Source organism: Caulobacter sp. 73W (genome assembly GCF_041021955.1).
GTDB lineage: Bacteria > Pseudomonadota > Alphaproteobacteria > Caulobacterales > Caulobacteraceae > Caulobacter.
The window spans coordinates 2,856,515-2,870,259 of the sequence record NZ_CP158375.1 but is presented as its reverse complement, the minus strand read 5'-3'; the positions used below and the strand labels follow the sequence as shown (position 1 = coordinate 2,870,259).

Here is a 13,745-nt window from a genome sequence, read left to right as displayed (position 1 = left end):
AACACTCCATGGCTGCGCATTATCTCGAATTCGAACGGCCGATCGCCGAACTCGAATCCAAGATCGAAGAACTTTCCCGTCTCTCGGAGACGGCCGGTCCCGGCGCGTTCGACGCCGAGATCTCGGCCCTGCGCGTCCGCGCCGGCAAGATGCGGGCCGAGGCCTATGCCGGGCTCGACGCCTGGCAGAAGACCCAGGTCGCCCGCCATCCGCAGCGCCCGCACTTCGTCGATTACGTCGGCGCCCTGATCGAGGAGTTCGTGGAGCTCCGCGGCGACCGCAAGTTCGCCGATGACCAGGCCATCGTCGGCGGCCTGGGCCGCTTCCGCGGCACGCCCGTGGTGGTCATGGGCCACGAAAAGGGCCACGACACCACCACCCGCCTGAAGCACAACTTCGGCATGGCCCGCCCGGAGGGCTACCGCAAGGCGGTGCGCCTGATGGACATGGCCGAGCGCTTCAACCTGCCGGTCATCAGCTTCGTCGACACCGCCGGCGCCTATCCGGGCATCGGCGCCGAGGAGCGCGGCCAGTCCGAGGCCATCGCCCGCTCGACCGAGCGCTGCCTGACCCTGGGCACGCCGATGATCGCCACCATCGTGGGCGAAGGCGGCTCCGGCGGGGCCATCGCCATCGCCGGCGCCAACCGCGTTCTGATCCTCGAGCACTCGATCTATTCGGTGATCAGCCCCGAAGGTGCGGCCTCGATCCTGTGGCGCGACGGCGCCCGGGCCAAGGACGCCGCCGAGCAGATGAAGATCACCGCCCAAGATCTGATCAAGCTGGGCATCGTCGACCGCATCGTCGGCGAACCGGCCGGCGGCGCCCATTCCGATCCGGCCGCGGCGATCAAGGCCGTGGGCGACGCGGTGGAGGAAGAGCTGAACGCCCTGTCCGCCCTGTCCCCGGACCAGCTGCGCGAACAACGCGCCGACCGCTTCTACGCCATCGGCCGCAAGGGTTTGGCGTAAGGCTTAAAGCCGCCTCCCTCGCCCTTGTGGCGAGGGTCCCTGCGTCCGCATCATCGGTGGTTCTCCACCGGATGCGTCATGTCCGCCGACACAGGGACCCCAGGCACAAGGCCTGGGGAGACGAGAAAAGGCGAGCGAGGCCCTAGAGCTTCCAGAAAATCTCGCCCCCCTCCCCCCTTCATCGCGGGCGTAGAGCACATAGCTAAACGGCAACCGAAACTGGAGCCGTTTCCGTATGTCCACGCCCGCCCTGTTCACGCCCCTCGCCCTTCGCGACGTGACGCTGAAGAACCGCATCGCGGTCTCGCCGATGTGTCAGTACGTGGCGACGGACGGGGTCCCCAACGATTGGCACTTCGTGCACCTGGGCCGCTTCGCCATCGGCGGCGCCGGCCTGGTCATGGTCGAGGCCACCGCGGTGGAGCCGGAAGGCCGCATCAGCCACGGCTGCCTGGGGCTGTGGAATGACGAGCAGCAGGCCCAGATGGCCCGCATCGTCGCCTTCCTGAAGAGCCAGGGCGCGGTTCCTGCCATCCAGATCGGCCATGCCGGCCGCAAGGCCAGCACCCACCGTCCCTTCGAGGGCGGCGGCCCGGTCACGGCCGAAAACGCCAAGCCGGGTGAAGCCCCGTGGCGGACGGTGGCGCCCAGCGCCATCCCCTTCGCGGAGGGCTATCCCACGCCGCATGCCCTGACCGCGGACGAGATCCAGGTCCTGACCGGCAAGTTCGTGGACAGCGCCAGGCGCGCCCTGGCCGCCGGTTTCGAGGTGCTGGAGATTCACGGCGCCCACGGCTACCTGCTGACCGAGTTCCTGTCGCCGATCTCCAACCAGCGCACCGATCAGTATGGCGGCGACATCAACGGCCGCATGCGCTTCCTGTTGGAGACGGTGGAGGCTGTCCGTACGGTGTGGCCGGCCGACAAGCCGCTGTTCATGCGCCTGTCCACGGTCGACGGCACGCCCGGCGGCTGGTCGCTGGAGGACAGCGTCGTCCTGGCCAAGGAACTGAAGGCGCGTGGCGTCGACGTGGTCGACAGCTCCTCGGGCGGCCTGACGACGTCCATGGAAGCCGCCAACAAGCCGGGCCCGCTTTACCAGACCCCCTATGCCGAGACCGTGCGCCGCGAGGCCGGGATCGCCACCATGGCGGTGGGCCTGATCACCCAGCCGCAGGAGGCCGAGGCGATCATCGCCGAGGGCCGCGCCGACATCGTCGCCATCGGCCGCGCCTTCCTTGAGAACCCGAACTGGCCGCAGGACGCCAAGGCGGTCCTCGATCCCGAACACATCGGCGACGCAACCTGGCCCGCCGCCACCGGCTACGCGGTGAAGGCGATCAAGGGCATCAAGAAGAAGTTCGGCCTGGCCGCCTAGCGCAGGAAAGCCGCGTAGATCGCGGGATCGACCGGGATCAGCCGCGTCGCCCCCGCCGTCTCCGACCAGCCCTGGGACAGGGCCTCGGCCGGGGACGCGGCGGCGGACGCGGTCAGGGCCGCCGCCACGGCGTCGCAAGCCACCTGCGCGCTCTGCACGCAGACCACCGGGCCGGGCGGAATGGGGTCGGAGCGCCAAAGCTCGACCAGCTTGGCGGCCTCCGCCGGCTTCTGGGCCTTCAGGGTTCGCCACGGCTCCTCGGCCAGGGCGGCGATGTCGGCCGATCCGTCCAGCAGGCGGTTCATGGCCCCGTCGTGAGTTCCGGCGAACCCGGCGTCGGTCAGGCTCAGCCCCCGCGTCTTCACCCACGGCGCCTGCACCAGCGCCCCGGAGGTGGAGCCGGGGATCACCCGCACATAGCGCAGGCCCGGCGTCTTCAGATCGACGCCGACGCGGGCCAGCAGCACGCCGCGATAGGCGTCCAGCGTCGCGGGCGGCACGTCGAACATGGCGACCGGACGCGTAGCCGGCGCCTGGGCGGAGCCGAGATAGGCCGACAGGTTGGTCACCGCCACGTCCACCTTGCCCTCGCGGATCGCGGCGGCCAGGGCGTCCGGGCTTTCCAGCACCTGCACCGTCACCTTGCGGCCCAGGGCGTGGCTGAGATGCTCCGCCATCGGCGTCAGGGCCATGGCGCGGTCGTAACGGGCGTAGTGATAGGTGGCGAAGGCCAGGGGACGCGGCTCGCCCGCCGCGCCCGTCGCGACCAGCGCCAGCAGGCCCGCCAGCAGCGCCCTCATGCGACCGCCTTCAGGGCTTCGCCCAGTTCCTCGACCATCTCCGGCGTCGTCGCCCAGGAGCACATGAAGCGCACCGAGCCGTCGAGGAAGCGATAGACGAACCAGCCCTTGCCGCGCAGACGCTCAAGCGTCGGCTCATCCATCTGGACGAACAGGCCGTTGGCCTCTACGGCGTGCAGCAGCGGGAAGGGCATCAGGGCGGCCAGCTTTTGCGCCATGGCGTTGGCGTGGGCGGCGCGGTCGGCCCAGGCGCCGCTCTCCAGCATGCCGATCCACGGCGCGGCCAGATAGCGGCCCTTGGAGATCAACTGGCCCGAATGCTTGATCCGCGCCTCTAGCCGGCGCTCGAAGCTCTTGTCGAAGAACACCACCGCCTCGGTCGGGGTGGAGCCAGCCTTGGTCCCGCCCATGACCAGGATGTCGACGCCCATCTTGGCGACGGATTTCAGGTCGAATCCCGCCGCCACTGCGTTGGCAAGGCGCGCGCCGTCCAGGTGGACGCCATAACCCTTGGCCTTGGCGGCGGCGGTCAGGGCGGCCAGGGCGTCGCCGGAATAGACCGTGCCGTATTCGGTGGCTTGGGTCAGGGACAGGGCCGCCGCCGGCTGGCGATAGGAGACGTCCGGCTCGGCCAGGGCCGCCTGAAGCGCGGCCAGCTCCATCTTGCCGCTCGCCCCCGGCAGGCCGATCAGCCCCGTGCCGTGGGTGAAGAAGCCGGGGGCCCCGGTCTCGTCCGTGCAGATATGGGCGTGCTCATGGGCGATCACCGCCTCGTGCGGCTGGGCCAGGCAGCCCAGCGCAAACGCGTTGGCGGCGGTGCCCGACGGCAGGAACTTCACCACCGCGTCGGCGTCGAGCGCTTGGCGGATCAGGTCGGCCGCGCGGGCGCTGACATGGTCGGAGCCATAGCCCGAGGCCGCCCCCGCATTGGCGGCGACCAGCGCCTCCATCACCTCGGGCATGGCCCCGGCGACGTTGTCGGAAGCGAAGTCGTAGCGGGCGGCCATGGGCGATCCTTGGGTATGCAGGGCCAAGCCTTCTACCGCCCGGCCAAGGCCCGGATCAATGCGCGCCCGTCGCGCCAGGCATGGCGGACAGCGCTTGCGTCACGCGCCCCAGCTTGTCTGGATTGCGGGTGATGTAGACGGCGACGATGCGGCCATCCTCGATCTCGAAGGCCGTGGTCTGCAGCACGCCGCCGCGCTCGCGGCTGACATAGCCGGGCAAGCCGTCGATCCACATGGGCCGCACCATGGCCGCGTCCTGGAGTATCTCCTTGCGGAACAGGCCTTTGTAGAGGCGGATCGCCCGCTCGATGCCGACGATGGGATTGATGAAGGCCAGCACCTTGCCGCCGCCGTCGGCGCGGATGACGACGCTTTCGGCTAGCAGGCCCTGCAGCACGTCCAGGTCGCCGCTGCGGGTGGCGTTGAAGAAGGCCTGGGCGATGCGGTCGCCCTCCTCCTGCGGCACGGGATAGCGCGGGCGCGCCTCCTGCACATGCCGCCGGGCGCGGACCGCCAGCTGACGCACGGCGGCCGGCTCTCGGTCCAGGGTTCCCGCCACCTCGTCCAGGCCGACGCCGAACACGTCGTGCAGCAGGAACGCCGCGCGCTCCAACGGCGACAACCGCTCCAGCGCCAGCATCAGGGTGAGGGTCAGGTCGTCCTGCATCGGCTCCTCGGCCTCGACCGCGATCAGCGGCTCCGGCAGCCAGGCGCCTACATAGGTCTCGCGCCGCACGCGCGCCGATTTCATCTGGTCGAGGCACAGGCGCGTGACGGTGCGCGACAGGAAAGCGCCGGCGTTCTGGACGCCCGCCATGTCCACCGACCGCCATCGAAGCCAGGCGTCCTGCACTACATCCTCGGCTTCGCTCAGGGAGCCGAGCATACGGTAGGCGAGGCGCGTCAGCCGGGACCGATGCGCCTCGAATACTGTGGTCGTGGCGTCCTCAGGCCGCGACATCGACGGGGTCCAGGGCCGGCAGGGCCCGGAAGCCGACCTGCAGGCGGTTCCAGGCGTTGATCGCCCCGATCAGCAGGGTCAGGTGAACCTGCTCGGCGTCGCTGAAAACGGCCTTCACCTGCTCATAGTCGGCGTCGGGGGCGTTGGTCTGGGCGACCAGGGTCAGGGCCTCGGTCCAGGCCAGGGCGGCGCGTTCACGGGCCGTATAGACCGGCGCCTCGCGCCAGGCCGGCAGCAGGTCCAGGCGCACCTGCTTTTCGCCATGCTTGCGGGCGTCCGTGGCGTGCATGTTGATGCAGTAGGCGCAGCCGTTGATCTGCGAGGCGCGCAGCTTCACGAACTCGATCACGCTGCGTTCCAGGCCGCTGTTCATGATGCTGACTTCCAGAGCCATCATCGCCTTGATGCCGTCGGGAGCCAGCTTGTGGGGATTGGTCAGTCGCGGGGTCATTGGTCGTCTCCATCCGTGCCTCATGCACGTTCGACCTGAAGACGAGATGGCGCTCCGTGATGTGACACGCCCGCCGAGATTTTTTCAGAACCCATAGAGTTTGGCGTAGCCGGCGTCCCTTGCCGCGATCTGGCGGGCGCAGTCGATTATGACCTTGGCCTGCTTCCAGGTGGCGTCGTCCTGCATCTTGCCGTCCAGCATGGCGACGCCCGTGCCGTCGGGCATGGCCTCGAGGATGCGCCGGGCGAAGGCGACCTCGGCGGGGTCGGGAGAGAACACCGTCTTGGCGATGGCGACCTGGCTGGGGTGCAGGCTCCAGGCGCCCGCGCAGCCCATCAGGAAAGCGTTGCGGAACTGCTGCTCGCAGGCTTGCGGATCGTCGATGGCGCCGAACGGGCCGTAGAACGGCTTGATCCCATGCGCCGCGCAGGCGTCGACCATCTTGGCGAAGGTGTAGTGCCACAGGTCCTGCTGGACGCTGGCCCGCGCTCCACCATCGGCGTGCGGATCCTCGACCACCCGATAGCCCGGATGGCCGCCCCCGACACGGGTGGTCTTCATGGCGCGGCTGGCGGCAAGGTCGGCGGGACCCAGGCTGATCCCCTGCATGCGCGGGCTAGCGCCGGCGATGGCCTCGACGTTCATCACGCCCTCGGCCGTCTCCAGGATGGCGTGCAGCAGGATGGGCTTGGTCAGTCCATGCCTGGCCTCTAACGAGGCCAGCAGCTGGTCCATGTAGAAGATGTCCCAGGGACCCTCGACCTTGGGGACCATGATGACGTCGATCTTGGCCCCCGCCCGCTCGACGATCTCGCTGACCTCGTCCAGGTGCCAGGGGGAGTTCAGGCAGTTGATGCGGGTCCAGAAGCCCACCCCCGCCGCCGCGAAGTCCACGTCCCGCGCCAACTCGATCAACCCCGCCCGCGCCGCCGTCTTGGCGTCGGCGGGAATGGCGTCCTCCAGGTTAGCGAGGATCACGTCCACCTCGCCCAGCAGCTCGGGGACCTTGGCGCGCACCTTTTCCAGATGCGGCGGGATGAAGTGGATCATCCGCTCCACCCGGTTCGGCAGCTCGCGCAAAGGCGCCGGAGCGCCTATGGCCAGGGGTTTGAAGAAGCCTCTGGGCGTCCTGCCGGTCATCGTCTCACTCCCCCGCGATCGTTTCTTCTTTTGCAATTGCGAGAAGACTTGCGGCGGGGTGGAACGGCGTCAACTCTTCTTCGCGAGCGGGTGCTTTTCCTCGACCACCGCCTTGAGGCGACCTTCCGCTACGTGAGTGTAGATCTGGGTGGTGGCGATGTCGGCATGGCCGAGCAGGGTCTGGACCACGCGCAGGTCCGCCCCGCCCTCCAGCAGATGGGTCGCGAAGGCGTGGCGCAGGACGTGGGGGCTGACCTTCTCGCGGTCGATGCCGGCGTTGATCGCCGCCTCGTCCAGCAGTTGGGCCACCCGGCGCGAGGTCAGGCGCCCGGCGGCGCTGCGCGAGACGAACAGCCACGGACTGTCCTTCACCCCGGCGGGCAGGAAGTGCGCGCGCACATCAAGATAGGCCTTCACCGCCGCGCGGGCGGCCTCGTTCAGGGGGGCCAGCCGCTCCTTGCCGCCCTTGCCCTTGACGATCAGGTAGGCCGGATCGCGGGTCAGGGCCGCCAGCGGCAGGTTCAGAAGCTCCGAAATCCGCAGGCCCGAGGCGTAGAGCAGCTCGATCATGCAGGCCAACCGCAGCCCGTGCTCGGCGTCCTTCTCGAAGGCGGCGGCGATCAGGTTCTCCACCTCGTCCCGGCTCAGCACCTTGGGCAGGGGCCGGCCCTTCTTGGGCGCCTCAACCCGCCGTGAGGGATCGTCCTGCCGCCAACCCTCGCCCAGCACGAAGCGGTGGAACTGGCGCAGGGCCGAGCGTCGCCTCGACGCCGTGGCCGGCGACAGCCCCCGCGCGCCGAGGTCGGCGAAATAGGCTTCCACATCCTCGGCCGAGGCGCTGGCGAAGTCGCGGCCCCGCCCTTTGAGGAAGGCGGCGGCGTCCTCCAGATCCTTGCCATAGGCGGTCAGGGTGTTCTTGGACGACGCCCGCTCGACGGCCATCATCTCCAGGAACGCCTCGACCCAGCCGGCGCTCATTTGATCTGCAGGCTCAGGACGCCTTCCGCCGCGAAGGCGCGGGCGTCGGCGGTCAGGCCGGCGCGGTTCAGGGCGCGGACCACGCGGGCGCGGTCAGCGCTGGCGAAGTTGCCGATCCCGGCGTCGGCGGCGATGCTGAGGGCCAGCAGGCCGGTCTCGCCCTTCAGGCCGGCGGCGGAGGCCTGATCAAGGGCGGCGAGGCGCGCGGGCGAGGCGCTGGAGCGCGGCCCTTCGAACGCGGCGAACTCACCCCGCGCCTGGGCGCTCATCGACACGCCGTCGGCGGGCGCCAGGGCCCACAGGATCATGGCCGCCGGCTGGGCGGACGACTTGGCGCCGCCCTGGGCGCCGCGCTCGACCAGCCGGTCCAGGGTGGGGCCGTCGGCCTGCCCGGCCGCCGCCGCGATCAGGGCGTCGATCAGGGCCATGTCGTCGGCAGACGCCGCGCTGTCGGAGACCAGGCCGCCCCGGATGGCGCGGGCCGTCTCCACGTCGCCAGCCGCCACGGCGGCGCGGATGAACAGCAGCGGGTCCTGCAGCGGCGCCCGGGCGCCGACCAGGGACGCGATCACGGGGCGGGCGGAAACGGCCGCCTCGGTGAAGGCGACGATCCCCTTGGTCCGGCGCAGGAACGCCAGAGCGGAGGTTTCAGCCGCCGTCAGGTCGCCGGCCGCCAGTTCAGGCGGCGCCGGCGGCGCGGCCAAATGCGCGGCGATGGCCGGGCTGGCGTTGGCGCGGGCGGCGTCCAGGTTCAGGCCCAGCTTACGGGAGATGGCGTACTCGACGCCGCTTTTCAGCGACGCCTCGCCTGGCGAGCCGGCGCCGGCGATCAAGGCGCCCATCAGGCGCGGAAAGGCCGAGCCCTTCGGCTCCTGCGCCGTGGCGAGGGTCAGGGTCAGCTGCGCCGCCTCGGTCTGACCGGACGTCGCCTGGCAGAAGGCCCGCAGGCGCAGCCAGTAGGGATCGCCGCGGTTCTCGGCGACCGCTTCCGCAACCGCGCAGGCCCGCGCGTCATCGCCGATGATCAGGGCCGATTCCGCCGCCGCCTGCGACAGGGCTGAGCTGGAGGACAGGTTGGGCGCCCGCTGCAGGATCTCCGCCGCGCCGTCCGCCTCGCCCAAGGCCAGCAGGCCCTGCACACGCGCCGCGCCGAGGGCGGGATCATTCCCCGCGCCGTCCGGACCGAAGGCGCCGGTCATCAGCAGGCGGCGGGCCAAGCCCTGCGCCGCCGGCGACAGTCCCTTGGACGACACCTTGGGCAGCGCGTCGCGCAGGATGGCGGGCGAGGTCCCTCTCCACAGGTCCGATCCCAGCCCCGTGTCGGCGCCCACCGGCGTCGAGAACAGGTCGGGCGGCGCCAGGGTGGTCACCTCAACCTGCGCGAAGGCGGGGCTGGAGATTGCGATGGCGAGGGCGGCGGGGAGGAATCTGCGACGAACCATGGATGTGATTATGCCCGGCCCGAACGTGGCGCCCAACCCCGTGCTCGTGTAAGCGGTTGTTTCCAAGCACCACCATGATCGCAACCCCCGCCCCTCCCACCCGAACCATCGTGCTCGTCGGCCTCATGGGCGTGGGCAAATCCAGCGTCGGCCGTCGCCTGGCCTACGCGCTCGGCCTGCCGTTCAAGGACGCCGACAACGAGGTGGAGGCCGCCGCGGGCCGCAGCATTCCGGAAATCTTCGCCGACATGGGCGAGGCCGCCTTCCGCGACGGGGAGCGCCGGGTGATCGCCCGCCTGCTGGACGAGCCGGTCCATGTTCTGGCCACCGGCGGCGGCGCGTTCGTCGATCCCAAAACCCGCGAACTGATCAAGGGCCGGGCGACCTCGATCTGGCTGAAGGCCGATCTCGACATCCTGGCCCGCCGCGTCGGACGCAAGGACAGCCGTCCCCTTCTGCGCAACCGCGATCCGCTGGAGGTCCTGACGCAGCTGGCCGAGGTCCGTTACCCCCTCTACGCCGAGGCCGACATCGTGGTGGAGACCGCCGACACGCCGCATCAGGTGGCCGTCGACCAGGTGCTCGCCGCCCTTGCCGCTCACGAAGCAGACGCATGACCAAGATCCGCACCATTCCTGTCGGCCTGGGCGATCGCGCCTATGACGTGGTCGTCGGCCCCGGCCTGATCGACACGGCCGGCGAGCGCATCGCCCCGCTGCTAAAGCGCAAGCGCACCGCCATCGTCGCCGACGCCGACGTGGCCGAGCATCACGGAGAGCGACTGTCCGCCGCCCTGGAGAAGGCTGGGATCGCCGTGGACATGATCCTGGTCCCGCCTGGCGAAGAATCGAAAAGCTGGGAAGGCCTGGCCCAGGTCAGCGACCAGCTGCTGGCCCTCAGCCTCGACCGGGGCGACATGATCATCGCCTTCGGCGGCGGCGTTGTCGGCGACCTGACCGGCTTCGCGGCGTCGATCTACAAGCGTGGCATCGACTTCATCCAGATTCCCACCACCCTGCTGGCCCAGGTGGACAGCTCGGTGGGCGGCAAGACAGCCATCGACACCCCGCGCGGCAAGAACCTGATCGGCGCCTTCCACCAGCCGCGCCTGGTGCTGGCGGATCTGGACGTCCTGGCCACCCTGCCCGACCGCGAAATGGCCTGCGGCTATGCCGAGGTGATCAAGTACGGCCTGCTGGGCGACTTCGCCTTCTTCGAATGGTTGGAAGCCAACGGCCCTAAGGTCCTGGCGCGGGAGCCGGAGGCCCTGCTGCACGCTGTCGCCCGCTCGGTCGAGATGAAGGCCGAGATCGTCGCAGAGGACGAGAAGGAAGCCGGCCGTCGCGCCCTGCTGAATCTCGGCCACACCTTCGGTCACGCCCTGGAGGGCGAGATGGGTTTCGGCGACGCTCTGAAGCATGGCGAGGCGGTAGCCGTGGGCATGGCCCAGGCCTTCCGCTTCTCCGCCCGCCAGGGGATGTGCTCCGCCCAGGACGCCGCCCGCGCGGAGGCCGCCATCGCCGCCGTCGGCCTGCCGACGACCCCGGCCCAGGTACGCGCGGAACCCTTCGCCGCCGACGCGCTTCTGGCCCACATGGGACAGGACAAGAAAGCCGAGGGCGGCAAGCTGACCTTCATTCTGACGCGCGCCCTGGGCGACGCGGTCACCGCCAAGGGCGTCGACGCGGCGGCCGTGCGCGCGTTCCTGCTGTCTGAAGGCGCCCTGCCATGATCTGGGCGATCCTGGCGGGTCTGGCGCCGTCCCTGGCGGTGCTGCTGGCCATGTCGGGCCTGATCTCGGCGGCCGAGACCTCGATGACCGCGGCCAGCCGGGGCCGCATGCACCAGCTGGAGCGCGACGGCGACAAGGCCGCCGCGCGGGTCAACAGACTGAACACCGACCAGGAGCAGATGATCGGCGCGATCCTGCTCTCCAACAACGTCATCAACATCGGCGCCTCGGCCCTGACCACCAGCGTGCTGGCCGTGGCCTTCCCCGGCCCCATCGGCGCCCTGATGGCGACGGCGGTGATGACGGTGCTGATCGTCGTCTTCTCCGAGATCCTGCCCAAGACCCTGGCCATCGCCCGCGCCGACGACGTGGCCCGCGCCATGTCGATCCCGACCGTGATCGTGGTGAAGATCTTCGGCCCCGTGGCGCGCGGCGCCCAGTGGATCGTCCGCCAGACCCTCAAGCCCTTCGGCATCAACCTGTCGATGGAGACCGACGTCCTCGCCGCCCACGAGGAGATCCGCGGGGCGGTGGAGTACCACCACTCCGAAGGCCTGGTGGAGGGCCGCGACCGGCGCATGCTGGGCGGGGTGCTGGACCTGTCGGAGATGGACGTCTCCGAGGTCATGGTCCACCGCAAGTCCATGGTCATGCTCGACATCGACCTGCCAGCCCGCCAGCTGGTGGCCCAGGCCCTGGACAACGCCCATTCGCGCCTGCCGCTCTATCGCGGCGAGACCGAGAACATCGTCGGCGTCCTGCACGGCAAGGACCTGCTGAAGGCCATGGCCGAGGCGGACGGCGGCCTGGACGGCCTCGACATCGCGGCCATCGCCCGCGAGCCCTGGTTCATCCCCGACACCACCAACCTGAAGGACCAGCTGAACGCCTTCCTCAAGCGGCGCAGTCACTTCGCCCTGGTGGTCGACGAGTACGGCGCGCTGCAGGGCCTGGTGACCCTGGAGGACATCCTCGAGGAGATCGTCGGCGAGATCGACGACGAGCATGACGATGCGGTTGAGGGCGTGCGCCGCCAGCCTGACGGCACGGTCAATGTCGACGGCCACGTCACCGTGCGCGACCTTAACCGCGCCATGGACTGGGACCTGCCGGAAGGCGACGCGGTGACCATCGCCGGCCTGGTGATCCACGAGGCCCAGACCATCCCCGAGCCGGGACAGACCTTCATCTTCCACCGCCACCGGTTCCAGATCCTGCGCCGCCAGCGCAACCAGATCACAGCCCTGCGGGTCAGCCCCCGCCTGGACGAAGCCGCGACCTAAGGAACAGCGTTCCTATGTCGGGCGCCGGACAGTGGCGCCACCCAGACGTGTTGTATGGCGATATTGGGGCGAAGGCGTCGCCATTCAGGCGACAAGACTTGCCACGTGTGACAAGGACTAGGAAGAAAACTGTCGGGCGCGACTGCGCCGGACTATGATCTGTCAGTCTGCGGTGCGGGGCGATTATCCGTACGCGCTTTGGAGCTCTAAATGACGCAAGCCGTCGACCTGAAATCCCTGCGCATCCTCGTGGTCGAGGACGAGGCGCTGGTCTCCATGCTTGTCGAGGACATGCTGGACGATCTGGGTTGCGTGGTCGTCGGCCCGGCCGCCGAGCTGGAAGAAGCCCTGGTCCTGGCCCGCGATGGCGAGATCGACGCCGCCCTGCTGGACGTCAACCTGGGCGGCCGCCCGATCTTTCCCGTCGCCGATGTCCTGCGCGAGCGCGGCGTGCCCTACGCCTTCGCCAGCGGCTACGGCGAGGCGGGCATCAGCGACGACCACAAGGGCGCCGCTGTCCTGCAAAAGCCCTTCCGCGAAAGCGACCTGAAGCGCGTTCTGGAAACCATCGCGGCCAAGGCGGCCGCGGGCTCCTAGGCCTCTCCGGGCGCCAGCACCTTCACCGACAGGGCGTGGACGGGCCCTGCGAGCTCCTCGGCCAGGGCGCTGTTGATCATTCTTTGCCGCTGAACGCGGTTCACCCCGGTGAAAGCGGCGGCCTCGATCACTACATTGAAGTGGCTCTCGCCGCCTTCCCTATGGCCGGCGTGACCGTTATGGCGATCGGAGTCATCGACGATCTCCAGCCGGACCGGCGAGAAAGCCTTGGTCAGCTTGTCGTGGATCGTATCTGTGACGGCGCCCATATGGCCTCTCCCGGCTTGTCAATTCTTGAACGTATTTAGGTGCGACCTAGACTGAATCCATGTTCGAGTACCGGCCGAAATTTATCGACATCCGCGTCCGCCCGCCCAAGCAGGGCGAGGACGAGGCCGTTCGCGTCGAGGAAGACGTCCTGCGCCTGAAGCCGGGCGAGCGCGCCTGCGACCACGCCGGGTGCCGCGCCGCCGCCACGGCGAAGTCCCCCAAGTCGCGTGACCTGCCCGACCAGCACTACTGGTTCTGCCAGCCCCACGCGGCCGAGTACAACAAGCGCTGGGACTTCTTCGCCGGCATGAGCGAGGGCGAAATGCGCCGCCACATGGAGGCGCGCGCCACGGGCGACCGCCCCACCTGGTCGTTCAAGGCCGACTCCCGTTCGCGGGAGGCCGCCGCCGCCGCAGCACGCGACAAGCGCGCCTTCAACGATCCCTTCGGCGTGTTCGCCGCCGCCCGCCGCCGCGCCGAGGCCACCGAGGCCGCCGGCCGACATCTGGGCAAGCTGGAACGGGGCGCCCTGGCTGACCTCGACCTGGACGCCTCCGCCGACGGCCCGGCCATCAAGGCTCGCTATAAAGAGCTGCTGAAGCGCTGCCACCCGGACGCCAACGGCGGGGACCGCTCGGCCGAACACAAGCTCCAGCGCGTCATCAAGGCCTACAAGACCCTGCAGAAGGCCAAGCTGGTCTAAGCTGACGCTGGGTCAGGAGAGAGGCGTCCGCA

15 protein-coding genes are annotated in these 13,745 nt (G+C 69.6%); 7 read left to right on the top strand and 8 right to left on the bottom strand.

Going from position 1 to position 13,745, the window contains the following annotated elements; translation table 11 throughout:
• The first annotated feature begins 8 nt into the window (after positions 1–8).
• Both ABOZ73_RS13550 and ABOZ73_RS13545 read left to right on the top strand, forming a co-directional pair.
• The gene (locus tag ABOZ73_RS13550; RefSeq protein ID WP_369058660.1) at positions 9–971 is read left to right on the top strand and encodes an acetyl-CoA carboxylase carboxyltransferase subunit alpha; all 963 of its coding nucleotides are present in this window, start codon (positions 9–11) and stop codon (positions 969–971) included.
• Positions 972–1,206: 235 nt separating this feature from the next.
• On the top strand, positions 1,207–2,349 hold the full coding sequence (locus ABOZ73_RS13545; RefSeq protein WP_369058659.1) for an NADH:flavin oxidoreductase/NADH oxidase: 1,143 nt from the start codon (positions 1,207–1,209) through the stop codon (positions 2,347–2,349).
• Here ABOZ73_RS13545 and ABOZ73_RS13540 read toward each other — a convergent pair.
• From ABOZ73_RS13540 to ABOZ73_RS13510, 7 genes are all read right to left on the bottom strand, one after another.
• Entirely contained in the window at positions 2,346–3,149 is an 804-nt protein-coding gene (locus ABOZ73_RS13540; protein ID WP_369058658.1) for a phosphate/phosphite/phosphonate ABC transporter substrate-binding protein, read from the bottom strand. The two genes, ABOZ73_RS13545 and ABOZ73_RS13540, sit on opposite strands and share 4 nt — an antisense overlap.
• A complete protein-coding gene (locus tag ABOZ73_RS13535; protein ID WP_369062545.1) occupies positions 3,146–4,177 on the bottom strand; it encodes a beta-eliminating lyase-related protein in 1,032 nt (343 codons plus the stop codon). Before ABOZ73_RS13535 ends, ABOZ73_RS13540 begins: the two co-directional genes overlap by 4 nt.
• A 34-nt stretch (positions 4,178–4,211) precedes the next feature.
• The gene (locus tag ABOZ73_RS13530; protein ID WP_369058657.1) at positions 4,212–5,117 is read right to left on the bottom strand and encodes a sigma-70 family RNA polymerase sigma factor; all 906 of its coding nucleotides are present in this window, start codon (positions 5,115–5,117) and stop codon (positions 4,212–4,214) included.
• Positions 5,104–5,568 (bottom strand): carboxymuconolactone decarboxylase family protein, encoded by a 465-nt coding sequence (locus ABOZ73_RS13525; RefSeq protein ID WP_369058656.1) that lies wholly within the window; start codon positions 5,566–5,568, stop codon positions 5,104–5,106. Before ABOZ73_RS13525 ends, ABOZ73_RS13530 begins: the two co-directional genes overlap by 14 nt.
• 84 nt (positions 5,569–5,652) lie before the next feature.
• Entirely contained in the window at positions 5,653–6,708 is a 1,056-nt protein-coding gene (locus ABOZ73_RS13520) for a CoA ester lyase (RefSeq protein ID WP_369058655.1), read from the bottom strand.
• Positions 6,709–6,777: 69 nt separating this feature from the next.
• Entirely contained in the window at positions 6,778–7,686 is a 909-nt protein-coding gene (locus ABOZ73_RS13515; protein ID WP_369058654.1) for a site-specific tyrosine recombinase, read from the bottom strand.
• A complete protein-coding gene (locus ABOZ73_RS13510; protein WP_369058653.1) occupies positions 7,683–9,128 on the bottom strand; it encodes a hypothetical protein in 1,446 nt (481 codons plus the stop codon). The genes ABOZ73_RS13515 and ABOZ73_RS13510 overlap by 4 nt, the downstream gene beginning before the upstream one ends.
• Before the next feature lie 74 nt (positions 9,129–9,202).
• Here ABOZ73_RS13510 and ABOZ73_RS13505 point away from each other — a divergent pair, with 74 nt between their 5' ends.
• From ABOZ73_RS13505 to ABOZ73_RS13490, 4 genes are all read left to right on the top strand, one after another.
• Positions 9,203–9,745 carry a shikimate kinase gene (locus tag ABOZ73_RS13505; RefSeq protein WP_369058652.1) on the top strand — a complete coding sequence of 181 codons (543 nt, stop codon included), beginning with the start codon at positions 9,203–9,205 and terminating at the stop codon, positions 9,743–9,745.
• Positions 9,742–10,860 carry a 3-dehydroquinate synthase gene (aroB, locus tag ABOZ73_RS13500; protein WP_369058650.1) on the top strand — a complete coding sequence of 373 codons (1,119 nt, stop codon included), beginning with the start codon at positions 9,742–9,744 and terminating at the stop codon, positions 10,858–10,860. Before ABOZ73_RS13505 ends, aroB begins: the two co-directional genes overlap by 4 nt.
• Complete coding sequence (locus ABOZ73_RS13495; RefSeq protein WP_369058649.1) at positions 10,857–12,143, top strand: HlyC/CorC family transporter; 1,287 nt, start codon at positions 10,857–10,859, stop codon at positions 12,141–12,143. Before aroB ends, ABOZ73_RS13495 begins: the two co-directional genes overlap by 4 nt.
• 210 nt (positions 12,144–12,353) lie before the next feature.
• A complete protein-coding gene (locus ABOZ73_RS13490) occupies positions 12,354–12,740 on the top strand; it encodes a response regulator (protein ID WP_369058648.1) in 387 nt (128 codons plus the stop codon).
• Here the strand turns inward: ABOZ73_RS13490 and ABOZ73_RS13485 are convergent.
• Positions 12,737–13,009, bottom strand: a complete 273-nt coding sequence (locus tag ABOZ73_RS13485; protein WP_369058647.1) for a BolA family protein — start codon at positions 13,007–13,009, stop codon at positions 12,737–12,739. The genes ABOZ73_RS13490 and ABOZ73_RS13485 overlap by 4 nt on opposite strands.
• Before the next feature lie 59 nt (positions 13,010–13,068).
• Between ABOZ73_RS13485 and ABOZ73_RS13480 the strand changes: the two genes are divergently transcribed.
• Positions 13,069–13,713, top strand: coding sequence for a J domain-containing protein (locus ABOZ73_RS13480; protein ID WP_369058646.1), 645 nt, complete (start codon positions 13,069–13,071; stop codon positions 13,711–13,713).
• Positions 13,714–13,745: the final 32 nt, after the last annotated feature.